Genomic DNA, 22111 nt, shown 5'->3' on the forward strand with positions numbered 1-22111 from the left:
GCGCGTCCGCCCGCGACCCGACCACACCGTTTGCGTGCGCCGCAAAGACACCTTGCCAGCATTGCACTGGAGTCAATGGGGCGGGGTCCGGAAGCTGGGCGCATGACGAAGACGCACAACGACGTCCTGGCGGTGGTGAGCCAGAGCGGCCCCACGGTCACCTTCTTCGACGCCGTGACGTACGACCGGCTCGGCGAGGCCGTCGTACCGCACGAGCCGCACGAGCTGCACTTCGACGCGGCACGGCGGCGGCTGTACTGCACGGTCACGTACCGCTCCGGCTACTACCACGCCAACGGCGGCCGGGCGCGTGAGCTGGTCGTCCTCGACCCCGACGGGCGCCGGGTCACCGATGTCGTCGACCTGGCGCCCGAGTGGGCGCCGCACGGGATCGCGCTCGACCCGTCGGGGGAGCTGCTGTGGGTGAGCGTCGAGGGGGCGTCCGACGGGGAGGACGGGGCGCTGGTGGCGCTGGACGCCGAGTCGCTGCGCCCGGTGCGCCGGGTGGCCGTCGGGGCGCCGGGGCCGCACTGGTTCACGCTCACACCGGACGGCACGCGCGCGTACACGGCGAACAAGGAGGCGCCGTTCGTGTCGGTCGTGGACACCGGGTCGGGCGCGCTCGTGGACCGCGTCGGGGTGCCCGGCAGCGAGGGCATCGCCGTGTCCCGGGACGGGAGCCAGGTGTACGTGGCGGCGCCCAAGGGCGACTTCGGCGGCGGGCCGGTGCGGGACGCGGGGGTGCGGGTCGTCGACACGGCGACCGGCGGGGTCGTCCGCACGCTGCCGACCGAGGGCGTCGTCTTCCCGGTGCACGTGACGTCGACGGGGCTGCTGCTGGCCGGCGAGCTGCGGATGACGGCAGGGCGGTCGGCGCTGGGCGGCCAGGGGCCGGGCGTGCTGCACGTGTACGACTGCGACGGCGACCTCGGCGAGCGGGCCCGCCTCGACGTGGGCGCCTTCCCGCTGACGATCACCTCGTCGCCGGACGGGCGGTACGGATACGTCGCCGCCGTCTCGTCCAGCACCGTGACGGTGGTGGACCTGGCGGCGGGCCGGGTCGTCACGACCCTGGAGGTGGGCCGGTCCGGCGAACCGGGGGCGCACGGGATGGCGTACGTACCGTCCGCGTGAACAGCGTGAGCAGCGGAACCCGGCCGGGGGCGAGGTGACCCGGCCCACATTCCGCGTACCTCGCCGGGCCCCGGGCAGGCACAGTCCGAGCGGCCGTGAGGCGCCCCGCGATGATCACTTCGTGAGCGGGACATCTCACGATGTGGTATGGAAGGGGCGTTTCCCGGCCGCTCGTTAGACTGAGCTGACCGCAAACGGACTGAGCGAGGAGCGCACGTGGGCCTTGTCGTGCAGAAGTACGGAGGCTCCTCCGTTGCCGATGCCGAAGGCATCAAGCGCGTCGCCAAGCGAATCGTCGATGCCAAGAAGAACGGCCACCAGGTGGTCGTCGTGGTTTCGGCGATGGGCGACACGACGGACGAGTTGATCGATCTCGCCGAGCAGGTATCGCCGATCCCTGCCGGGCGTGAGTTCGACATGCTGCTGACCGCCGGAGAGCGGATCTCCATGGCGCTGCTGGCCATGGCGATCAAAAACCTGGGCCACGAGGCCCAGAGCTTCACCGGCAGCCAGGCAGGCGTCATCACCGACTCGGTCCACAACAAAGCGCGCATCATCGATGTCACGCCGGGCCGGATCCGTACGGCGCTGGACGAGGGCAACATCGCCATCGTCGCGGGCTTCCAGGGCGTGTCCCAGGACAAGAAGGACATCACCACCCTCGGGCGCGGCGGGTCGGACACGACCGCCGTCGCGCTCGCCGCGGCGCTCGACGCCGAGGTGTGCGAGATCTACACCGACGTCGACGGCGTCTTCACCGCCGACCCCCGGGTCGTGAAGAAGGCCCGGAAGATCGACTGGATCTCGTTCGAGGACATGCTGGAGCTCGCCAGCTCCGGCTCCAAGGTGCTGCTGCACCGCTGCGTCGAGTACGCACGCCGTTACAACATCCCGATCCACGTCCGGTCGTCCTTCTCGGGGCTCCAGGGCACATGGGTCAGCAACGAACCGCGAGGGGACCGCAAGGTGGAGCAGGCCATCATCTCCGGTGTCGCCCACGACACGTCCGAGGCGAAGATCACGGTCGTCGGAGTGCCGGACAAGCCGGGCGAGGCCGCCGCGATCTTCCGCACCATCGCGGACAACGAGATCAACATCGACATGGTGGTGCAGAACGTCTCCGCCGCGTCGACCGGGCTGACCGACATCTCCTTCACGCTGCCGAAGTCGGAGGGCCGCAAGGCCATCGACGCGCTGGAGAAGCAGAAGGCCCTCATCGGCTTCGAGTCGCTGCGCTACGACGACCAGATCGCCAAGATCTCCCTGGTCGGCGCCGGTATGAAGACCAACCCGGGCGTCACGGCGGGCTTCTTCGAGGCGCTGTCCGACGCGGGCGTGAACATCGAGCTGATCTCGACCTCGGAGATCCGCATCTCGGTCGTGACGCGCGCCGACGACGTCAACGAGGCCGTCCGCGCCGTCCACACCGCCTTCGGTCTCGACTCCGACTCCGACGAGGCCGTGGTGTACGGAGGCACCGGGCGGTGACCTCGCGAGGGGCCCGGTGGGCCCGGTGAGCCGCAAGCCGACGCTCGCGGTCGTGGGAGCGACCGGGGCCGTCGGTGCGGTGATGCTCCAGATCCTGTCGCAGCACGCCGACGTCTGGGGCGACATACGCCTGATCGCCTCCCCGCGCTCGGCCGGCCGCAAGCTGGCCGTGCGCGGGGAGGAGGTCGAGGTCCTCGCGCTCGGCGAGGAGGCCCTGGAGGGCGCCGACGTGGCGCTGTTCCTGGTGCCCGAGGCCGTCGCCGCCCAGTGGGCGCCGATCGCGGCCGCCAAGGGCGCGGTGGTGGTGGACGCCTCGCCGGCGTTCCGGATGGACCCGGACGTCCCGCTGGTCGTCCCCGAGATCAACCCGCACTGCGTACGCGTACGCCCGCGCGGGATCGTCGCGTGCCCCGGCGACACCACGCTGGCGCTGATCGTCGCGGTGGGCGCGCTGCACGCCGAGTTCGGCCTGAGCGAGCTCGTCGTCTCCGCGTACCAGGCCGCGAGCGGCGCGGGACAGGGTGGCGTCGGCGCGCTGCGCGAGCAGCTCTCGCTGGTCGCCGGCACGGAGCTGGGCACCTGCCCCGGGGACGTACGCCGGGCCGTCGGCGACGACACGGGTCCCTTCCCCGCCCCGCTCGCGCTGAACGTGGTGCCGTGGTCCGGTTCCGTCCAGGAGGGCGGCTGGTCCTCGGAGGAGCTGCGGGTGCGCGACGAGGCCCGCAAGATCCTGGCCCTGCCCGGGCTGCGCGTGGCGGCGACGTGTGTGCGGGTGCCTGTGGTGAGCGCCCACTCCGTCTCCGTGCACGCGCGCTTCGAGCACGAGGTGACGGTCGCGCGGGCACACGAGATCCTGGCGACCTCGCCCGGTGTGGTGCTGTACGACGACCCGGCGGCCGGGGACTTCCCGACACCGGCCGACGTCGTGGGCACCGACCCGACGTGGGTGGGGCGCGTGCGGCGGTCGCTCGACGACGACCGGGCGCTGGAGCTGTTCGTCTGCGGCGACAATCTGCGCAAAGGCGCCGCTTTGAACGCCGCTCAGATCGCGGAGGCCATCGCCGCCGAGTTCTCGGCCTGACCGTTCGGCCTGATCCGGGCCCAAACCCCGGTGAACGGGCCGGTGGATCTTTGTAGGATCTGTGAACGCCCTGTGAGCAAGTCTTCGGTCTGTGCCACTTGAACTGGGGCGATGGCATGTTCGACGATGCTGTCCCCCTTACTGCAACCGGTGGTCGGGCGGGAAGCGTCTAAGCGGTCGCCCCTTCATGGCGGCCGCTGTATCGGGGCATTGGGGAAGAGCGGGTACGCATGAGGGCAAACGACGCACCGTCGAAAGCGGCTGCGTGCGCGTACAACCCTGGCGGGGGGAAGCGTGTCCAACAGGCGTGGCAGAGGTACTCGACATCACAGCGGTGGCTCCGCTCCGCGCCCGCAGGGCGGGGGCAGGGGTCGGAGTCGGGGTCGGCGTGGGCATGGGCGTGGTGCGCCCGCTCCGGCGGCCCCGTCAGCCCGGCGGCATGCCGGTGATCGCGCCCGTGCCCGCCGCTAGGCGTACGACCCGCATCCCGTCACAGCGCGCCGCCGAGGGCGCCGGGACGGTGACGACCGCGGGTACCACCGTCGACCACCTCACCGAGACCTACCGCGCCCACTACCGGTCGCTGCTGGGTCTCGCCGCGCTGCTGCTGGACGACACCGCCTCGTGCGAGGACGTCGTCCAGGAGGCGTTCATCCGCGTCCACTCCGCGCGGAGCCGCGTGCGTGACCCCGAGAAGACCCTGGCGTACCTGCGGCAGACCGTGGTCAACCTGTCCCGGTCCGCCCTGCGCCGCCGGATACTCGGCCTGAAGCTGCTCTCCAAGCCGATGCCCGACATGGCGAGCGCGGAGGAGGGCGCGTACGACCAGCTCGAGCGCGACGCGCTGATCAAGGCCATGCGCGGCCTTCAGCGCCGCCAGCGCGAGGTGCTGGTGCTGCGGTACTTCGCCGACATGACCGAGGCGCAGGTCGCGGAGACGCTCGGCATCTCGCTCGGCTCGGTCAAGGCGTACGGGTCACGTGGCATCGCGGCGCTGCGCGTCGCCATGGAGGCCACGGCATGAGTGAGCACAAGCACGGGTTCGAGCAGTACGGGCCCGACGGGCCGGACGGGCCGTTGAACGAGAACGACCGGACTGGGAACGGAATTGTGAACAACGGGCCGGATATGAACGACGGACCGGAAAGGGACCTCCCGGACTTCGGCAAGGCCTTCGGTGAGGGCTTCGATGAACTGGGCGCCGACGAACTGGCGCTGCGCCGGATGCTCCACGGAGCGGTCCAGGACCTGCAACCCGCCGACGGCACCCTGGAGCACCTGCGCCGGGCGGTTCCCGCGCGGCGGGCGCGCAAGCGCCAGGCCCTGGTGGGCGCCGCCGCGGCCGCGCTGCTGTTCGGCACCGCGGTCCCCGCGTTCGTCCACGTGGCGAGCTCCGGCGGCACCTCCGGCGACCGCCCCGTGAACGCCGGACACGGCGAGCAGGTGCAGGGCGGCACGGGCGAGGAGGTCGGCGGCGAGACCAGCGGGCCGGGCGCCCCCAGCGCCGAGGCCGGCGAGGTGCCGGGCGGCGGTGGCAAGGGCGGCAGCGCGTCCCCGCAGCAGCCGGGACAGCCCCCGGCCGGCGCCTCGGACGGCACCGTGGGCGGGACGGACGCGCCGACCGGTTCGGCCCCGGACGACGTACCCGCGTGCCAGCCGTCCCAGCTCGGTGTGGCGGGGGCGGAGGCCGGCCAGCCGGACGCCGAGGGCAAGGTGTACGGGACGTTCCGCATCACCAACGTGTCGGGCACGGACTGCTCGGTCACCGGCGCCGGCGGCGTCGCCTTCCGGGCGATGGGCGCGGCCGACCAGGCGAAGATCACGGTCGCCGACCACGCGGCGGGCGACCCCGCGACGGGCCTTCCCGACCCGTCCCAGGAGGCGGCCGCGCCGCTGCTGCTCAAGCCCTCGGGCGCGTACGAGGTGAGGTTCGCCTGGGTGCCGAGCGAGACGTGCCCCGTGAACGGCGGCGGCAGCGGCGGGGGCACGGGCGGCGGTGAGCCCTCGCCCGACCCGACCCCGCCCACCGACGGCGGTACGTCCTCGGGCACCACCGGCTCGGACGGCACCGACACGGGCACGGCCACGGAGCCGCAGCTCGGCAAGGAGGACGACGGCGACGGCACCCGCGCGGAGGGCAGCGTCGCGGTCACCCACACCGCGCAGCCGGGCGCCCCGTCGGCGGAGGCCACGATCCCGAACGCGTGCGCGGGCACGATCTACCGCACGGGTCTGCTGCCGGTGCAGTAGCGCGGTAGCCGTCTCAGCGCGGTGCCTGGGTACCGCCCCGGAGAGCCGGGGCGGACCGGGTGCGCCCCGCGGGCGCCGGTGGCTCAGGGCTGGTGGTTCAGGGCTGGAGCTCAGCGTTGGCGGCTCAGCGCTGGTGGTTCAGCGCGAGCCGACCGTGGCCTCGGCCGCCGGGGCCAGGCCCAGCGCCTCGTCGCGGGCCTGCTCGGCCTCCCGGCGGAACAGGCGGAACCACATGAAGAGCACGAAGCCCGAGAAGGCGAACCACTCACCGGTGTACCCCAGGTTCTGGAACGCCTTCAGGTCCAGCCCGCTGCCCTCCGCGGCGGCCGCCGGAACCGGTGTCAGGCCCGCCGGGGAGTCCGTGAGCGTGACCCAGGCGTCGTAGACGTCGTCCTGGACCACGTTCACCAGGGACGCCGCGCTGATCATGCCGACCTGCCCGCGGGGCAGGGCGCCCGTGGCGTGCACGCCCGCGCTGCCGGTGTGCTCGGACGCCTGGAGGGCGCCGGTCACCGTGACCTCGCCGGCCGGCGGTACCGGCGCCTTGCCGCCGACGGGCAGCCAGCCGCGTACCACCGGCAGGGACTTGCCGGTCCCGGTGCGCAGCAGGGTCAGGACGTACGAGCCGGCCTTGCCGTCCAGCTCACGCCCGGGGACCAGGAACTGCTCCCCGTACCGCCCCGTCGCCGTGGCGTGGCGGCCGGAGGTCTCCTTGTCGACCGGCAGCAGCTCATCCAGCGGCGCGGCCTTCACCGAGCCCGCCTCCGGCCGCCGCTCCGCCTCCTGGTGCGAGTCGACGCGGTCCTCGAACCTGCCGAGCTGCCAGGTCCCCATGAACACGCAGAAGGGGATCGCCAGCACGACGAAGATGTTGATCCCCCACCAGCGGGGCGTCGTCAGGAACCGGTACACACCCCCACGGTACGGAACACCGTCACATCCCCTCCCGCCGGGTCCCCAGATGCCTGGCGGCGAAGTCCAGCTCCAGCCGCACCTGCTTGATCCGCTCCTCCACCACGAGGGAGCCGTGCCCCGCGTCGTACCGGTACACCTCGTGCACCGCGTCCCGGGCGGCGAGCCGGTCGACGTAGTTGTCGATCTGCCGGATCGGGCAGCGCGGGTCGTTCACGCCGGCCGAGATGTACACCGGCACCCGCACCCGGTCCACGTACGTGATCGGCGACGACACCTCGAACCGCTCGGGCACCTCTTCCGGCGACCCGCCGAACAGGGTGCGGTCCAGGGCCTTCAGGGCCTCCATCTCGTCGTGGTACGCCGTGACGTAGTCAGCGACCGGTACGGCGGCGATGCCCAGCGCCCAGGCGTCGGGCTGGGTGCCCAGGCCCAGCAGCGTGAGGTAACCGCCCCAGGAGCCGCCGGTCAGGACCAGCCGGCCGGGGTCGGCGAGGCCGGAGGCGACCGCCCATTCCCGTACCGCGGCGATGTCCTCCAGCTCGATCAGCCCGACCCGGTGCTTGAGCGCGTCCGTCCACTCGCGCCCGTACCCGGTCGAGCCCCGGTAGTTGACCCGGACCACCGCGTAGCCGTGGTCCACCCAGGCGGCCGGGGCGGCGGCGTACGCGTCGCTGTCGTGCCAGGCGGGCCCGCCGTGGATCTCGAACACCGTCGGCAGCGGTCCCGCCGCCCCGGCCGGCCGCTGCACGAGCGCGTGGACGCGCCCGCCGGGGCCGTCCACCCACACGTCCTCGACGGGCACCGAGGCGGGCGCCTTCATGCCGGGCGGCTCCAGCACGACGCCGCCCGCCGTGGACCGCACCACCGGCGGCCGCTCGGCGGACGACCACAGGTACTCCACGGCCCCGTCCGGCCGTGCCGTCGCGCTCGACACCGACCCGGCGGGGGTGTCCACCCGAGCCAGCCGGCCCGTCGCGATCTCGTACCGCCACAACTCGCTGCGCGCCTCGAAGCTGTGCACCACCAGCAGCCCCGAGCCGTCCGGGTACCACTCCGCCGACACGTCTCCGGGCAGGTCCAGCCCCAGCTCCGTCTCGGTGCCGGACGCCACGTCCCACACCATCGGCTCCCAGCGCCCGCGCCGCTGGTGCCCCACCAGCAGCCGGGTGTCCCCGTCCACCGGCGCGAACCCCAGCACGCTGAGACCCAGCTCCTCGGTCCCGCCCTTGGTGTCGTCCAGCTCGGCCACCACGGCCCCGTCCGGCCGGACCACCCGGACCGCCGCGTGCATCGCGTCACCGTGCTCGGTGTGCTCGACGGCGATCAGCGTCCCGTCGTGCGACAGGTCCCCGACCCCGGCCGACTCCCGGTGCCGGTATATCTCCACCGGCGGCTGTCCGGGCCGCACGACATGGATCGTCGACCCCTCCTCGTCCGTCGACCGCCCGACCACCGCCGTCCCGTCCCGCCCGATCGCGAGCCCCGCCGGATACGACGCCGCCAGCCCGGGCACCGCCGCCTCGTCCTCCCCGCCCCCGAACGGCTGGCGCATCCACACCCCGAACTCGTCGCCGTCCGTGTCCGAGAACCACCAGATCCACTCCCCGTCCGGCGACAACACGCCGTCCGTGGTCCCGTTCGGCCGGTCGGTGACCTGCCGCTGCCGGCCACTGTCCCGGTCCCACGCGTACAGCTCGTACGTCCCGGTCGCGTTCGACACGAACAGCGCCCTGCCCGGCGCGTCCCACGCCCACTCCGGCAACGACACCCGTGGCGCCCGGAACCGCTTCTCCCAGTCGGGCATGGTCTGCGTCTCTGTCGGCTCAGTCATGCGTCCATGAAACCCGATGCCCACAAGGCCCAGAAATCCGCTCGCGTCGTCCGCAGCCTGTGGATAACCTCCGGCGCATGTACTCACCGACCCCCGACGACTGGCGTGAGGCGAACCGGTCCCTGTGGGACGAGCGCGTACCCGTCCATGTCGCCAGTGACTACTACGACCTCGACGGCTTCCGGGCCGGCAAGGACGTGCTGCGCGACTTCGAGGTGGCGGAGGTGGGTGACGTCACCGGACTCTCACTGCTTCACCTCCAGTGCCACATAGGGCTGGACACCCTGTCCTGGGCCCGGCGCGGTGCCTCCCGGGTGGTCGGGCTGGACTTCTCCGAGCCGGCCGTCGAGGTCGCCCGGTCCCTCGCCGGCGACATCGGGCTCACGCCCGAGCGGGCCGCGTTCGTGGCCGCCGACGTGTACGACGCCGCCGAGGCGGTGCCCGACACGGCGTACGACATCGTCTACACCGGCGTCGGTGCCCTCAACTGGCTCCCGGACGTGACCCGCTGGGCCGAGACCGCCGCGTCGCTCGTCGCGCCCGGTGGGTTCCTGTACCTCGCGGAGTTCCATCCGCTGACCGACATCCTGGACGACGAGACCGGCTCACGGCTGATCCACGACTACTTCGCCCGGGACGCGTGGCTGGACGAGGCATCGGGTACGTACGCCGACTTCGACGCCCCCACCGTCCACAACCGCAGCGTCGAGTGGCAACACCCCATCGGCGAGGTCGTCTCCGCCCTCGCGGCGACGGGCCTGCGCATCGAGTTCCTGCACGAACACGACGTCTCGCTGTTCGCCCGCTTCAAGGCGCTCTCCCGGCACGAGGACGGCTACTACCGCTTCCCGCCGGACCGGTCCCGTATCCCGTTGATGTACTCCCTCAAGGCCACCAGGGCCTAATGCTTCATGGGCGCCACTGGAGTCGTGTCCTCCGTGCACAGCGCCCAGATCACGAACACGGCGATCGCGATCGACACGATGGCCCAGACCGGCTGGTACGGCAGCCAGATGAAGTTCGCGATCACGGCGAGCGCGGCCAGCGCCACCCCGCTCGCCTTCGCCCACTCCGCCCCACTGAGGATGCCCGCACCGATGGCGGCGACCAACAACCCGAGCACCAGGTGGATCCAGCCCCACGCGCTGACGTTGAACTCGAAGACGTACTCCCCGACGCGCCCGTAGATGTCGTCCTCGGCGATCCCCGCGATCCCCTGGAGCATGCCGAGCACGCCCCCCACCATCATCAGCACGCCGGCGAACATCACCCCACCGGAAGCCCACCCGCCCCCGCCCCGATGCTCCTCATGACTGGTGTGGTGTGCATACGCGTGCTGAACCGGGCCCCCAGGCCCCTCGGACGGGTTGCTCATTCCCCGAGCGTGCCCCCGCCCCCACCACCCCGGCGACCTGACGAGCCCATCCGGGTGAGGGGCCCCGAGCGGCTGCTGTTCTCCAGAAACCACTCAGGGGCCCGACCCGCTCTCGCGGATCAGGCCCCTGACCTGGTACTTCTCTGTCGGGGTGGCGGGATTTGAACCCACGACCTCTTCGTCCCGAACGAAGCGCGCTGCCAAGCTGCGCTACACCCCGATGTCACCGTGTGTCCCGGCGACGTCGTTTACTTTAGCCCACCGGCGCCCGGAGACGAAATCCGGTTTTCGCGGCCCTGCCGGGGCCCCTGCCGGGGCCCCTGCCGGGGCCCACGGGCGGGGGTCGGTCGCCGGGGGTGATCAGTCCCTCGGGGTGAGTGTCAGGAGCGTCGCCTCGGGGGGGCAGGCGAAGCGGACCGGGGTGTAGCGGTTGGTGCCGCAGCCGGCGGAGACGTGGAGGTACGCGGTGTGGCCGGCGGCGTGGTGGGTGGAGAGGCCCTTGACGCGGTCGGTGTCCAGGTCGCAGTTGGTGACCAGCGCCCCGTAGAAGGGGATGCAGAGCTGTCCGCCGTGGGTGTGGCCCGCGAGGATCAGGGGGTAGCCGTCGGCCGTGAAGGCGTCCAGCGAGCGGAGGTAGGGGGCGTGGACGACGCCCACCGAGAGGTCGGCGTCCGGTTCCGGGCCGCCGGCGACGCGCTCGTAGCGGTCGCGCTTGATGTGCGGGTCGTCCAGGCCGGTGAAGGCCAGCTCCAGGCCGTCCAGCTTGAGGCGGCCGCGCGTGTTGGTGAGGTTCAGCCAGCCGGCCGTGTCGAAGGTGTCGCGGATCTCCTCCCAGGGGTTGTGCACGACTCCGACGGCCGGCGCGTTGCCGTTCAGGCCGTGCCGGCCCTGGGCCTTCTCGATCAGGTAGCGGGCCGGGTTGCGGAGCTTGGGGCCGTAGTAGTCGTTGGAGCCGAAGACGTACACACCGGGGAAGTCGAGCAGCGGGCCGAGCGCGTCCAGGAGCTCCGGTACGCCGTTCGGGTCGGAGAGGTTGTCGCCGGTGTTCACCACGAAGTCCGGCCGCAGCCCGGCCAGCGACTGGAGCCACGCCCGCTTCTTGTGCTGACCGCTCACCATGTGGATGTCCGACACCTGGAGCATCCGCAACGGCCGTGTCCCGCGCGGCAGTACGGGGACGGTGATCCGCCGCAGCCGGAAGGACCGGGCCTCGAACCCGGCGGCGTAGGCCAGGCCGGCCGCGCCGACCGCTGCGATTCCTGCGGTGACTTTCAGGGGGACTCCGTATCGCGCGCGCATGACGCCATCGTCCCAGAACGGCGAGGACGCGGAAAATGCGCGGGCGTGCAGGTCACCGCACCTGCCACACTTGTCCGCATGACCACGCTCAAGTCCAAGCTGCAGGAAGACCTCAACGCCGCGATCAAGGAGCGCGACGAGCTGCGCTCCTCGACGCTCCGGCTGACCCTCGCCGCCATCACCAAGGAGGAGGTCGCGGGCAAGGAGAAGCGCGAGCTCTCCGACGACGAGGTGCAGAAGGTGATCGCCAAGGAGGCGAAGAAGCGCCGTGAGGCGGCCGAGGCCTTCGGGCAGGGCGGTCGTACCGAGCAGGCCGAGCGTGAGAAGGCGGAGGGCGCCGTCCTGGACGCGTACCTGCCGCAGCAGCTCGGCGACGACGAGCTGAAGCAGATCGTGGCCCAGGCGGTCGAGGAGGCCAAGGCGGCCGGTGCCGAGGGCCCGCGCGCCATGGGCGCCGTGATGAAGATCGTGAACCCGAAGGTGGCCGGACGCGCCGAGGGCGGCCGGGTCGCCGCCGTGGTCAAGCAGCTCCTGGCCGGCTGAGGCCGGGGCCTCTCGCACGTCGGGCGGCCCTGGGCGGGCCCGGGCGGGCCTGGCCGCCGGCCGGCGGTACGGCAAAAGGGGGCGCCCCACCGGATTCCCGGTGGGGCGCCCCCGACCCGTATCAGCGCCAGCCGCCGCCGTTGCCCTGGCCGCGCTGGTTGCCGCCGCCGATCATGTCCGGCGGGAAGGTGATGTCGCCCCAGGGGTCGTCGCCACCGCCGTCACCCGGCTTGTCGTCGTCACCGCCCCCGCCGCCCGGCTTGTTGTCGCCGCCGGGCTTGGGCTTGCCCTTGCCCTTCCCGTCCTTCGGGGCGTCGGGGATGTGGACGTCGACGAAGCGGGGCGCCTCGCGGCCGTCCAACGCGCCGGTCATGGCGTCCCGCCAGATCGGGCCCGGTACCTCACCGCCGAAGACCGCGCCGTGGTACCGGCCACCGATCCTGATGGAGAACATCTCGACGTCCTGGCTGGGGCTGCCCACCCACACGGCGCCCGACAGGTTCGGGGTGTAGCCGACGAACCAGGCGTTCTTGCGGGCGTCCGTCGTACCCGTCTTGCCCGCGTTGTCGCGGCTCGTCAGGCCCGCCTTCTCACCCGTACCGGAGTCGATCACACCGCTCAGCAGGGAGTTGATGGTGTCGGCCGTCCGCTCTGACATCGCCTTGGTGCAGGCCGTCTTCGGGACCGCCAGGCTCTTGCCGTCCGCCGTCTTGATGGACTCGATGGCGGTCGGGGTGCAGTACGTGCCGCGGTTGGCGAAGGCCGCGTATGCGTTCGCCATGTTCAGCGGCGAGATGCCGTTGGAGCCGAGAGTGAGGCTGGAAGGCCGCTCGGGCAGCTTCTCGTCGTTGCCCATCACCACGTTCAGCTTGTTCGTCAGCTCCACGACCGGGCACATGCCGATCTCGCCGAGCATCTGGACGAAGTAGGTGTTGACCGACTTGGCCATGGCGTCCTTCAGCGCGTACGGGCCGACCTCGGACTCGTTCTCGTTCTCCACGGTGTCCCCCTGGTTGCGCCAGGGCTTCCCGCTGCACGTGGAAACGGACTCCGGGTAGGGCATCTCGAACGGCGACGGGTACACCTGCGTCGGCGGCTTGCCCTGCTCTATGGCGGCGGCCGCCACGAAAGGCTTGAACGTGGAGCCGGTCGGGAAGCCGTAGTTCGAGCCGCCCATGCTCTTGTTGACCGAGTAGTTGATCTGGGTCTCGTTCTTCCCGAAGCCGTACGGCCGGGACTGCGCCATCGCCACGATCTTGCCGGTGCCGGGCTGAACCATCGTCACCGCCGTCGCGACCTTGTCGGTCTGGTAGACGTGGTTCTTGATCGACTCCTGCGCCGACTTCTGCGCCTGCGGGTCGAGCGTGGTCCTGATCGTCAGGCCGCCGCGGTTCCAGATCTTGTTGCGCTCCTCGCGGTCCTTCCCGAAGACCGGGTCGGAGAGGAAGACCTCGCGTACGTAGTCGCAGAAGAAGCCGGCGCCGTCGACGGCGGTGATGCAGCCGTTCTTGGGCTTGCTGACCTTCAGCTTGATGGGCGTGGCCTTCGCGCGCTCCGCCTCCGCCTCGCTGATGTCACCGACGGCCGCCATGCGCGACAGGACGACATTGCGGCGCTTGGTGGCCTCCTGCACGTCGTTGACCGGGTCGTAGCGGCTCGGCGACTGGACGATGCCGGCCAGCATCGCCGCCTCCTCCAGGCTCAGGTTCTTGGCGGGCTTGGAGAAGTACCGCTGGGAGGCGGCCTCGATGCCGTACGCCTGCTGCCCGAAGAAGGTGATGTTGAGGTAGTTCTCGAGGATCTTCTTCTTCCCGAGCTCCTCCTCGACCTGGATCGCGTACTTCAGCTCCTGGATCTTGCGGCCGAGGGTCTGCTGGGTGGCCTGGGCGACCTTGTCGGGGTCGTCGCCGGCCTCCTCCACGAAGACGTTCTTCACGTACTGCTGGGTCAGCGTCGAGGCGCCCTGGGCGACCCCGCCCGACTGGGCGTTGCGGTTGAGCGCGCGCAGGACGCCCTTGAGGTCGATGGCCCCGTGCTCGTAGAAGCGCGAGTCCTCGATGGCGACGATCGCCTTCTGCATGTACGGGGAGATGTCCTTGAGATCCACGACCGTGCGGTCACGGGAGTAGACCGTGGCGATCTGGCCGCCCTGCGAGTCCAGGATCGTGGTGCGCTGGCTCAGCGGCGGTCGCTTGAGGTTGGCCGGGATCTCGTCGAACCCCTGGACCGTGCCCTTCGCCGCGAGCCCCAGCGCTCCCGCGGCGGGCAGGGCGATGCCCGCCATCACGGCTCCGGCGAGCACGCTGACACCGACGAACTTGGCGGCCTGCTGGGTCCCGGTCAGACCACCGCCCGAGCGCTTCTTTGGCATGGATGCAGCCTAATCCGTCGGTGGTGGCGTTCCGAGGGAGCGGGTGCCTTACGGGATGTTCGAGTACGAGGTTGTGACACTGGTTGTGACGTCGGCTGGTGCGGGTGGTGGCGTTCGAGTGGGCTGTGGGTGGTCCGCGGGCGGTTCGCGGGCGGCTGCCGCGACCTCCCTCGGCGTTTTCCGGACAGGCGTACGGGCCTTGGCCTAAGCTGGTCACAACTGTCACACCCGTTGCGCCCCCGGCATGACCCCCCTGCGTTCCCGAGCCGCGCCGGACCATGTCCGTTTCCGCCCCATGCATCAGCACGTGCCCTTTGCGGGCCGCCTGAAGTGCCCTGCCTCGCGCTATTTATTACGCATGTCTATCGCTCACTCCCCTGGGTGATCTGCCGCGTACGCATAGTCCGTTCGGACCATTCAAGATTGGGCCCGAAGGGGGTGTTGCGCTGTGCCCACCTTCCGTAACGTCCTCAACTGGTGGCGGTGAATATGCCGCTGCCGCCGTGGGGGAGCCTCGATTCGGGAGAGGACGGCGCCGGTATGGGCTGGGTAGCTGACTGGAGTGCGCAGGCCGCCTGCCGCACTACCGATCCGGATGAACTGTTCGTACAAGGAGCGGCGCAGAACAGGGCCAAGGCGGTGTGCACCGGGTGTCCGGTGCGGACCGAGTGCCTGGCCGACGCGCTGGACAACCGCGTCGAGTTCGGCGTGTGGGGCGGTATGACGGAACGTGAGCGCCGCGCACTGCTGCGGCGGCGGCCGACCGTCACCTCCTGGCGCCGGCTGCTGGAGACCGCGCGTACGGAGTACGAGCGGAGCGCGGGCATCCTGCCCGTCGCGCTGGACGACGACGAGACGTACGAGACGTACGCGGCAGTGGGGTAGGGCGAGCCGCCCAGACGGGACCGCCTGACCGGGACCCCCCACCGGGCCCCCGACCGGACCACCTGACCGGGCCCCGACCGGCACCGGGCAGCGGTCGAGCGACGCGGACGGAACGCGGAACACGGGCGCGACGGCAGCGACGCCGCCGCGATGGTCGGTCAGGTCAGCCGGGCTGCCCTGCCGCGAGGCGGTCGCCGATGGCGCGGAGACCCGCCAGGTCGTGTACGTCGCCGGGGAGCGCGGGTACTTCGGTCACCGCCACCTCGGGGTGGAGCGCGGTGAACCGGTCACGCGTGCGCTGCTCCCGCGCGAGCACCTGCATCCGTTCGGCGTGCAGGCGCAGAAGACCCGCGGTCAGTTCCGCGACGGCGGGCGGCGTGGCGGTCGCGACGGCACCGCCAGGAGCGGTGGCGGCGCCGGAGCGTGCTGCTGCTGTGGTGTCAGGGGCCTCGGGCTCGGGAGAGGTGGCCTCGGGAGAGATGGCCTCGGGCCCACGAACACCAGTCTTCCCGGCCTCCTGATCCACAATGCGGACATCTTCAAGATCTTCCAGATTTTCCGCGGCGGCCAGCGCCCGCTCGGCGGACAACCGGACCGCCCCGCTCCCGTGCACCCGGTTGAGCACCAGCCCGGCCAGCGGCATCCGCTCCGCCGCCAGCCGCTCCACGAAGTACGCCGCCTCCCGCAGCGCGTCCCGCTCCGGCGCGGCCACCACCAGGAAGGCCGTGCCCGGCGCCTGGAGGAGCCGGTAGGTGGCGTCCGCCCGCGTACGGAAGCCGCCGAACATGGTGTCCATCGCCGCCACGAAGGTCTGTACGTCCCGCAGTAGCTGACCCCCCAGCAGCTTGCCCAGGGTGCCCGTCATCATCGACATGCCGACGTTCAGGAATTTCATCCCCGCCCGGCCGCCCACCTTGGCCGGTGTCATCAGCAGCTTGATGAACTTCCCGTCCAGGAACGACCCCAGCCGCTTCGGGGCGTCCAGGAAGTCCAGGGCGGACCGGGACGGCGGGGTGTCGACCACGATCAGGTCCCACTCGTCGCGCGCCCGCAACTGCCCGAGCTTCTCCATCGCCATGTACTCCTGCGTGCCCGCGAAGCCGGCCGACAGGGACTGGTAGAAGGGGTTGCCCAGAATGGCCGACGCCCGCGCGGGGTCGGCGTGCGCCTCGACGATCTCGTCGAAGGTGCGCTTCATGTCGAGCATCATGGCGTGCAGTTCGCCGCCGCCCCTGATGCCGTCCACCCGGCGGGGTGTGTTGTCCAGTTGGTCGATGCCCATGGACTGGGCGAGCCTGCGGGCCGGGTCGATGGTCAGGACGACCACCTTGCGGCCGCGCTCCGCCGCGCGTACGCCCAGGGCGGCCGCCGTCGTCGTCTTGCCGACCCCGCCCGCCCCGCAGCACACGATGATGCGGGTCGCCGGGTCGTCGAGCAGCGGATCGACCTCCAGGCCGGGAGGTCCGTCGAGAGTCATGCGCCCACCCCGAGCTTCCTCAGTTCCTTGGCCAGCCGGTAGAGACCGGCGATGTCCGCCCCTTCCCCGAGGAAGGGCAGTTCGTACGTCGGGACCTGAAGCTTCGCCAGCGCCTCGCGCTGCTCCCGCTCCAGCTCCACCCGCTGGGCGTGCTCGGCGGCCTGGTCCAGGAGCGGGCCGACCAGCCGGGCGGAACCGCTGATGCCCGCGGCGGCGAGCGCCGCGGCGATGCCCTTGCGGTGGTCGCCCCCCGCCGCCCGTACCGCGTCCTCGTCCAGAATGTGCGGGCGGACCATGTTCACGACGACGCCCCCCACCGGGAGGTCGGCCTCGCGCAGTTCGGCGATGCCGTCGGCGGTCTCCTGGACCGGCATCTCCTCCAGCAGGGTCACCAGGTGGACGGCCGTCTCGGGGGACTTCAGGACCCGCATCACCGCCTGGGCCTGATTGTGTATCGGGCCGATCTTCGCCAGGCCCGCGACCTCGTCGTTGACGTTGAGGAAGCGGGTGATGCGGCCGGTGGGAGGGGCGTCCATGACGACGTGGTCGTACACGAAGCCCCCCTGTTTCTCCCGCCGGCGTACCGCCTCGCACGCCTTGCCGGTCAGCAGGACGTCCCGTACACCCGGCGCGATGGTGGTCGCGAAGTCGATGGCGCCGAGCTTCTTGAGGGCGCGGCCCGCCGAGCCGAGCTTGTAGAACATCTGGAGGTAGTCGAGGAGCGCGCGTTCGGCGTCGATGGCCAGCGCGTACACCTCGCCGCCGCCCGGGGCGACGGCGATCTTCCGTTCCTCGTACGGAAGGGCCTCCGTCTCGAAGAGCTGTGCGATGCCCTGCCTGCCTTCGACCTCCACGAGGAGAGTCCGCTTGCCCTCGGTCGCGAGGGCGAGCGCGAGGGCGGCGGCGACCGTCGTCTTACCGGTACCGCCCTTGCCGCTGACGACCTGGAGCCTGCTCACGTATTCGAGCCTAACCAGTCGGGTCGTGAGCCAGTCGCCCCCGGGTCGGATTGGGCGGGTCACGGCCGGGCCACCCCTCGTGCCCGCCTGTGCGGGAGGCTGCCTTTGGCAGCGGCTACAGTCGGCTCCATGACCAAGTGGGAATACGCGACCGTGCCCCTTCTCGTGCACGCGACCAAGCAGATTCTGGACACCTGGGGCGAGGACGGCTGGGAGCTCGTCCAGGTCGTCCCCGGGCCCAACAACCCCGAGCAGCTCGTGGCCTACCTGAAGCGGGAGAAGCCGTGACCGGCCGCGTGGAGGCGACGCTCGCCGAACTCGGGCTGACCCTGCCGGACGTGGTGCCGCCGCTGGCGTCGTACCAGCCGGCGGTCAGGTCGGGCGTGTACGTGTACACGGCGGGCCAGCTCCCGATGGTGGACGGCAAGCTTCCGGTCACCGGCAAGGTGGGCGGCGAGGTCACCCCGGAGGAGGCCAAGAAGCTCGCGCGGATCTGCGCGCTCAACGCGCTGGCCGCCGTGAAGTCGGTCGCCGGGGACCTGGACCGGATCGCCCGGGTCGTGAAGGTCGTCGGGTTCGTCGCCTCGGCGGCGGACTTCACCGGGCAGCCCGCCGTCCTCAACGGCGCCAGTGAGCTGCTGGGCGAGGTGCTGGGCGACAAGGGCGTGCACGCGCGCAGCGCCGTGGGCGTCGCCGTGCTGCCGCTGGACGCGCCGGTCGAGGTCGAGATCCAGGTGGAGCTGGTCCCGGAGGACTGAGCGCCCCACTGCTCCACGGTCCCGTGCCCCGGGTGGGTGCGGGACCGTTGCCGTATCCACCTTTCCTCTCGAACATCTCGGCGGATGCGCATAGCATCCGGCCATGCCCAATGGTCAGTGGTACCCACCGGAGTGGCCCGACCGCATCCGCGCGCTCGCCGGCGGCACGCTCACGGCCGTGACGCCGAAGCGGGCCGCGACCGTGCTGCTCCTGCGGGAGGGCGTGGAGGTGCACATGCTGCGGCGGCGCACCTCCATGGCCTTCGCGGGCGGCGCGTACGCCTATCCGGGTGGCGGCGTCGACCCGCGCGACGAGCACCCGGTGCGGTGGGCCGGCCCGTCGCCGGCCGCGTGGGCGGCCCGGCTCGGGGTCGCGGAGCCGGCCGAGGCGCAGGCCATCGTGTGCGCGGCGGTGCGTGAGACGTACGAGGAGTCCGGCGTTCTGCTCGCCGGGCCGACCGCCGACTCGGTCGTCGCCGACACGCGGGGCGACGACTGGGAGGCCGACCGGGCGGCGCTGGTCGCCCGTGAGCTGGCGTTCGCCGACTTCCTGGAGCGGCGGGGCCTGGTGCTCCGCTCCGACCTGCTGGGCGCCTGGGCGCGGTGGATCACGCCCGAGTTCGAGCCGCGCCGCTACGACACCTGGTTCTTCGTGGCCGCCCTCCCGGCCGGGCAGCGGGCCTCCAACGCCTCCACGGAGGCGGACCGGACGGTCTGGATCCGCCCGGCGGACGCGGCGGCGGGCTACGACCGGGGCGAGCTGCTGATGATGCCGCCCACGATCGCCACGCTGAGGGCCCTGGAGCGGTACGGGACGCCCGCCGAGGCGCTGGAGGCGGCCAGGGAACAGGACCTCACCCCCGTACTGGCCCAGGCGCGTCTGGAGGGCGACCAGGTGGTGCTGAGCTGGCCGGGCCACGACGAGTTCACGAAACGTATCGGTACGGGGGGCACGGCGGGGGAGGCGACATGACCGACGCCGCCGCGCTCCCCGGGCAGCCGCGCGGAGCCGTGGTCTCCGGCCCCGCGACCGAACGTGCCGTCAACGTCCTCGCGCCCAACCCGTCCGCGATGACCCTCGACGGCACGAACACCTGGATCCTCTCCGAGCCGGACTCCCCGCTCGCCGTCGTGGTCGACCCCGGTCCGCTGGACGACACCCATCTGCGGCGGGTGATCGACACGGCCGAACGGCTCGGCAAGCGCGTCGCGCTGACCCTCCTCACGCACGGCCACCCCGACCACGCCGAGGGCGCGGGGCGGTTCGCCGAACTGACCGGGTCGCCCGTGCGCGCCCTGGACCCGGCGCTGCGGCTCGGTGACGAGGGGCTGACGGCGGGCAAGGCGGTCGAGGTCGGGGGCCTGGAGCTGCGCGTCGTACCGACGCCGGGGCACACCGCCGACTCGCTCAGCTTCCACCTGCCGGCCGACCGGGCGGTGCTCACGGGCGACACGATCCTCGGGCGCGGTACGACGATGGTGGCGCACCCCGACGGGCGGCTCGGCGACTACCTGGACTCGCTGCGGCGGCTGCGCTCGCTGACGGTCGACGACGGCGTGCACACGGTGCTGCCGGGTCACGGCCCGGTCCTGGAGGACGCCCAGGGTGCGGTCGAGTACTACCTGGCCCACCGGGCCACCCGGCTCGCCCAGGTGGAGACGGCCGTCGAGAACGGCCACCGGACGGCGGCGGACGTCGTCGCGCACGTGTACGCGGACGTGGACAGGTCCCTGTGGCCGGCGGCCGAGCTGTCCGTGCGGGCGCAGCTCGAGTACCTGTCGGAGCACGGCCTGATCTGAGCGGGGGCCGGGTGGCCGTGGGGCCGGGCGGCCGTGGGGCCGGGTGGCCGGGCGCGAGTCGGGCGGGGTGGATGTTGGCGCGGCTGGGGCCGGGCGGGGCGGATGGAGGCGGGGCGGGGCGGATGGGGGCTGGGCGGGGCCGGACGGGCGTAGGCCCATGCTTTACGCTCCGCTTACTTCTCTGCTCCGTCCCTGGGGGGATCTTCCGTGTTCGTCCTGTCCATCCTGTTGCTCATCGCCGCCGCGGTGCTGTTCTTCGTCGCGCGCGGCAGCGACCGCCGGGGCCTCAAGCTCGGCTCGGCCGGTGCGCTGATCGCCGGCCTGTTCGCCGCCCTGTCGAGCTGCCTCCACGTGATCAGCGCGTACGAGGTCGGCGTCCCCGTGACCTTCGGCAAGGTCGGCGCGCCCATGACGTCCGGCATGAACGTCACCTCGCCGTTCACCAACGTCACCACCTTCTCCACGCGCCCGGTCGACCTGAACCTCTCCGACAAGGACGTCGTCGAGGTCCGCTCGTCGCAGGGCGGCGTGATGTACGCGGAGGTGACGGTGAAGTGGGCCGTCACCCCGGCCAAGGCGGTCGAGCTGTACAAGCTGGCCGGCAGCGAGGAGGCGATCCAGCAGCGGCTGGTCTTCCCGGACAGCCGGGAGATCATCCGTAACGTCTTCGCCCGCCACACCAGCGAGGAGGGCTACGCCTCCGCCCGCGAGCAGATCAACACCGAGATCGGCGACCTGATCAAGGAGCGGCTGGCCCCGCGCGGCATCGACGTGACGACGGTGAACCTGCGCAACGTGAAGCCGTCGGACCAGCTCCAGAACCAGATCGACCGCAAGATCCAGCAGCAGCAGGCCACCGAGCGGGCGACCGAGGCCGCGCGTACCGCGAAGGCGGAGGCCGAACGGCGCCGGATCGAGGCGGAGGGCATCGCGGCGGCCAACAAGATCCTCAACAACTCGCTGAGCGACAAGGTCCTGCTGAACCAGTGCATCGACGCCTACAAGGAGGCGGCCGCGAAGAACCCGGTGTACGCCGTGCCCTGCGGCGGCGGCAGCGGCAACCCGCTCATCGTGGACGGCACCAAGAACTGACGTGACGACAATGGGCCGCCCCGGTGACCCCGGGGCGGCCCATTCACATCTGCCTGGCGTACTAGCGCGAGCGCTTGGCGAGCCGCTCGACGTCCAGCAGGATCACGGCACGCGCCTCCAGGCGCAGCCAGCCGCGGCCCGCGAAGTCGGCGAGGGCCTTGTTGACCGTCTCGCGGGAGGCGCCGACGAGCTGGGCCAGCTCCTCCTGGGTGAGGTCGTGCACGACGTGGATGCCCTCCTCGGACTGCACGCCGAAGCGGCGCGACAGGTCCAGGAGCGCGCGGGCGACACGGCCCGGCACGTCGGAGAAGACCAGGTCGGACATCTGGTCGTTGGTCTTGCGCAGGCGGCGGGCGACGGCGCGCAGCAGGGCCGTGGCGACCTCGGGGCGGGCGTTCAGCCAGGGCTGGAGGTCGCCGTGGCCGAGGCCGAGGAGCTTGACCTCGGTCAGGGCGGTCGCGGTGGCCGTGCGGGGGCCGGGGTCGAAGAGGGACAGTTCGCCGATCAGCTCGCCGGGGCCGAGGACGGCGAGCATGTTCTCGCGCCCGTCGGGGGACGTGCGGTGGAGCTTCACCTTGCCCTCGGTGACCACGTAGAGCCGGTCGCCCGGGTCGCCCTCGTGGAAGAGCGCGTCGCCGCGGGCGAGCGTCACTTCACTCATCGAGGCGCGGAGCTCCGCGGCCTGCTCGTCATCGAGCGCCGCGAAGAGCGGGGCGCGCCGCAGAACGTCGTCCACGAGTTCTCTCCTATGTCGACCTGCTCAGGGACGTTGGGTCCCATGATGCCGGACGGTAAAACAGTGCGATCAATCACAACAAGTTTGACGCACTGGCACGCGTGTCCGTACGGCAGG

At 71.6% G+C, this 22111-nt stretch carries 21 protein-coding genes and 1 tRNA gene; 13 read left to right on the top strand and 9 right to left on the bottom strand.

Annotated elements, in window-relative coordinates; translation table 11 throughout:
- The first annotated feature begins 102 nt into the window (after positions 1–102).
- The 5 genes from ACZ46W_RS17980 (at position 103) to ACZ46W_RS18000 (ending at position 5953) form a co-directional block, all read left to right on the top strand.
- A complete protein-coding gene (locus ACZ46W_RS17980; RefSeq protein ID WP_468338406.1) occupies positions 103–1134 on the top strand; it encodes a YncE family protein in 1032 nt (343 codons plus the stop codon).
- A gap of 216 nt (positions 1135–1350) precedes the next feature.
- A complete protein-coding gene (locus tag ACZ46W_RS17985; RefSeq protein WP_126887848.1) occupies positions 1351–2622 on the top strand; it encodes an aspartate kinase in 1272 nt (423 codons plus the stop codon).
- A gap of 25 nt (positions 2623–2647) precedes the next feature.
- Positions 2648–3703, top strand: a complete 1056-nt coding sequence (locus ACZ46W_RS17990) for an aspartate-semialdehyde dehydrogenase (RefSeq protein ID WP_468338410.1) — start codon at positions 2648–2650, stop codon at positions 3701–3703.
- A gap of 307 nt (positions 3704–4010) precedes the next feature.
- Positions 4011–4727 (top strand): SigE family RNA polymerase sigma factor, encoded by a 717-nt coding sequence (locus tag ACZ46W_RS17995; protein WP_468338412.1) that lies wholly within the window; start codon positions 4011–4013, stop codon positions 4725–4727.
- Entirely contained in the window at positions 4724–5953 is a 1230-nt protein-coding gene (locus ACZ46W_RS18000; RefSeq protein WP_468338415.1) for a hypothetical protein, read from the top strand. Before ACZ46W_RS17995 ends, ACZ46W_RS18000 begins: the two co-directional genes overlap by 4 nt.
- Positions 5954–6091: 138 nt before the next feature.
- Here the strand turns inward: ACZ46W_RS18000 and ACZ46W_RS18005 are convergent, their stop codons facing one another.
- Positions 6092–6865 carry an SURF1 family protein gene (locus ACZ46W_RS18005; RefSeq protein WP_468338418.1) on the bottom strand — a complete coding sequence of 258 codons (774 nt, stop codon included), beginning with the start codon at positions 6863–6865 and terminating at the stop codon, positions 6092–6094.
- Positions 6866–6887: 22 nt separating this feature from the next.
- Positions 6888–8699, bottom strand: coding sequence for a S9 family peptidase (locus ACZ46W_RS18010; protein WP_468338421.1), 1812 nt, complete (start codon positions 8697–8699; stop codon positions 6888–6890).
- Between the two features lie 77 nt (positions 8700–8776).
- On the opposite strand from ACZ46W_RS18010, the gene ACZ46W_RS18015 reads away from it, so the two are divergent.
- On the top strand, positions 8777–9604 hold the full coding sequence (locus ACZ46W_RS18015) for a class I SAM-dependent methyltransferase (RefSeq protein WP_468338424.1): 828 nt from the start codon (positions 8777–8779) through the stop codon (positions 9602–9604).
- On the opposite strand, the gene ACZ46W_RS18020 is transcribed toward ACZ46W_RS18015, so the two are convergent.
- From ACZ46W_RS18020 to ACZ46W_RS18030, 3 genes are all read right to left on the bottom strand, one after another.
- The gene (locus ACZ46W_RS18020) at positions 9601–9966 is read right to left on the bottom strand and encodes a DUF7144 family membrane protein (protein WP_468338427.1); all 366 of its coding nucleotides are present in this window, start codon (positions 9964–9966) and stop codon (positions 9601–9603) included. The genes ACZ46W_RS18015 and ACZ46W_RS18020 overlap by 4 nt on opposite strands.
- Before the next feature lie 254 nt (positions 9967–10220).
- A tRNA-Pro gene (locus ACZ46W_RS18025) sits at positions 10221–10294 on the bottom strand.
- 140 nt (positions 10295–10434) lie between these two features.
- The gene (locus tag ACZ46W_RS18030) at positions 10435–11373 is read right to left on the bottom strand and encodes a metallophosphoesterase (RefSeq protein WP_468338430.1); all 939 of its coding nucleotides are present in this window, start codon (positions 11371–11373) and stop codon (positions 10435–10437) included.
- 78 nt (positions 11374–11451) lie between these two features.
- On the opposite strand from ACZ46W_RS18030, the gene ACZ46W_RS18035 reads away from it, so the two are divergent.
- Positions 11452–11916 carry a GatB/YqeY domain-containing protein gene (locus ACZ46W_RS18035; RefSeq protein ID WP_468338433.1) on the top strand — a complete coding sequence of 155 codons (465 nt, stop codon included), beginning with the start codon at positions 11452–11454 and terminating at the stop codon, positions 11914–11916.
- Between the two features lie 121 nt (positions 11917–12037).
- Here ACZ46W_RS18035 and ACZ46W_RS18040 read toward each other — a convergent pair whose 3' ends face one another.
- Positions 12038–14287: a transglycosylase domain-containing protein gene (locus tag ACZ46W_RS18040; RefSeq protein ID WP_468338436.1), complete on the bottom strand. Its 2250-nt coding sequence runs from the start codon at positions 14285–14287 to the stop codon at positions 12038–12040.
- A 540-nt stretch (positions 14288–14827) separates the two neighbouring features.
- Here ACZ46W_RS18040 and ACZ46W_RS18045 point away from each other — a divergent pair.
- Entirely contained in the window at positions 14828–15172 is a 345-nt protein-coding gene (locus tag ACZ46W_RS18045) for a WhiB family transcriptional regulator (protein WP_058940833.1), read from the top strand.
- Positions 15173–15335: 163 nt separating this feature from the next.
- Here the strand turns inward: ACZ46W_RS18045 and bagB are convergent, their stop codons facing one another.
- On the bottom strand, positions 15336–16649 hold the full coding sequence (gene bagB, locus ACZ46W_RS18050; RefSeq protein WP_468338440.1) for an ATPase BagB: 1314 nt from the start codon (positions 16647–16649) through the stop codon (positions 15336–15338).
- Positions 16646–17608 (bottom strand): ATPase BagA, encoded by a 963-nt coding sequence (gene bagA, locus ACZ46W_RS18055; protein ID WP_468338443.1) that lies wholly within the window; start codon positions 17606–17608, stop codon positions 16646–16648. Before bagA ends, bagB begins: the two co-directional genes overlap by 4 nt.
- A 129-nt stretch (positions 17609–17737) precedes the next feature.
- Between bagA and ACZ46W_RS18060 the strand changes: the two genes are divergently transcribed.
- The 5 genes from ACZ46W_RS18060 (at position 17738) to ACZ46W_RS18080 (ending at position 21258) form a co-directional block, all read left to right on the top strand.
- The gene (locus ACZ46W_RS18060) at positions 17738–17896 is read left to right on the top strand and encodes a DUF4177 domain-containing protein (protein ID WP_019992579.1); all 159 of its coding nucleotides are present in this window, start codon (positions 17738–17740) and stop codon (positions 17894–17896) included.
- The gene (locus tag ACZ46W_RS18065; RefSeq protein ID WP_366128350.1) at positions 17893–18366 is read left to right on the top strand and encodes a RidA family protein; all 474 of its coding nucleotides are present in this window, start codon (positions 17893–17895) and stop codon (positions 18364–18366) included. The genes ACZ46W_RS18060 and ACZ46W_RS18065 overlap by 4 nt, the downstream gene beginning before the upstream one ends.
- Positions 18367–18469: 103 nt before the next feature.
- On the top strand, positions 18470–19339 hold the full coding sequence (locus tag ACZ46W_RS18070) for an NUDIX hydrolase (RefSeq protein WP_468338448.1): 870 nt from the start codon (positions 18470–18472) through the stop codon (positions 19337–19339).
- Positions 19336–20166: an MBL fold metallo-hydrolase gene (locus ACZ46W_RS18075; RefSeq protein WP_468338451.1), complete on the top strand. Its 831-nt coding sequence runs from the start codon at positions 19336–19338 to the stop codon at positions 20164–20166. Before ACZ46W_RS18070 ends, ACZ46W_RS18075 begins: the two co-directional genes overlap by 4 nt.
- A gap of 207 nt (positions 20167–20373) precedes the next feature.
- Positions 20374–21258 carry a prohibitin family protein gene (locus ACZ46W_RS18080; protein WP_468338454.1) on the top strand — a complete coding sequence of 295 codons (885 nt, stop codon included), beginning with the start codon at positions 20374–20376 and terminating at the stop codon, positions 21256–21258.
- A 61-nt stretch (positions 21259–21319) separates the two neighbouring features.
- On the opposite strand, the gene ACZ46W_RS18085 is transcribed toward ACZ46W_RS18080, so the two are convergent.
- Positions 21320–21994 (bottom strand): Crp/Fnr family transcriptional regulator, encoded by a 675-nt coding sequence (locus ACZ46W_RS18085; protein ID WP_014046869.1) that lies wholly within the window; start codon positions 21992–21994, stop codon positions 21320–21322.
- Between the last annotated feature and the right edge of the window lie 117 nt (positions 21995–22111).

The sequence above is a fragment of the Streptomyces sp. NPDC031064 genome, assembly GCF_055570965.1.